This is a genomic window from Sphingomonas antarctica (genome assembly GCF_965137005.1).
Lineage (GTDB): Bacteria > Pseudomonadota > Alphaproteobacteria > Sphingomonadales > Sphingomonadaceae > Sphingomonas_O > Sphingomonas_O antarctica.
Window position 1 is genome coordinate 1 of sequence record NZ_CBCRXM010000049.1, and the last position, 850, is coordinate 850.

1 protein-coding gene is annotated in these 850 nt (G+C 62.7%); it reads left to right on the plus strand.

The features are described from left to right. A partial coding sequence (locus tag ACM9ME_RS15415; RefSeq protein ID WP_415644344.1) for an IS630 family transposase occupies window positions 1-850 on the plus strand: 850 nt, incomplete at its 5' end.

Below are 850 nucleotides of genomic sequence, written 5' to 3' on the forward strand. Positions count from 1 at the left end.
CGACAAGACCCGCCCGTCGCGTATCCCTGCTCTAACCCCCGAGGTTGTCGCATGGGTAGCCACCCGAACGCATGAGAAGCCGCCCGGCGAGACGACCCACTGGACGGCCTCGCTGATGGCCAGCGAAGCGGGCATCAGCGCCAGTTCGGTTCACCGGATCTGGCGCGCCCACGGCCTCCAGCCTCACCGCGTTCGGCAGTTCAAGCTGTCCAATGATCCTGAGTTCATCAACAAGCTCCGCGACGTCGTCGGCCTGTATGTCGCGCCGCCCGCCCACGCGATCGTCCTGTCGTTCGACGAGAAGAGCCAGATCCAGGCCCTCGACCGATCCCAGCCCGGCCTACCGCTCAAGAAGGGGCGAGCCGGCACCATGACCCATGATTACAAGCGCAACGGCACCACCACGCTGTTCGCGGCGCTCAACATCCTCGACGGAACCGTGATCGGTCGCAACATGCAGCGACACCGGCACCAGGAATTCATCCGCTTTCTCAATCTGATCGAAGCGCGCGTCCCCGTTGGCAAGGCGATCCACGTGATCCTCGACAACTACGCCGCTCACAAGCACCCCAAAGTCCGCGAGTGGCTCGACCGGCACCCGCGCTTCAACTTCCACTTTACGCCAACCTCGTGCTCATGGCTCAATGCCGTCGAGGGTTTCTTTGCCAGGCTGACCAACCGCCGCCTCAAACGCGGCGTGTTCCATTCGCTCGTCGACCTTCAGGCCGCTATCAACCGCTTCCTCGCCGAGCACAATGAAACCCCAAAGCCCTTCGTCTGGACAGCCGATCCCGATAAAATCATCGCCGCCGTCAGGCGCGGGCACCAAGTGTTAGATTCGATCCACTAG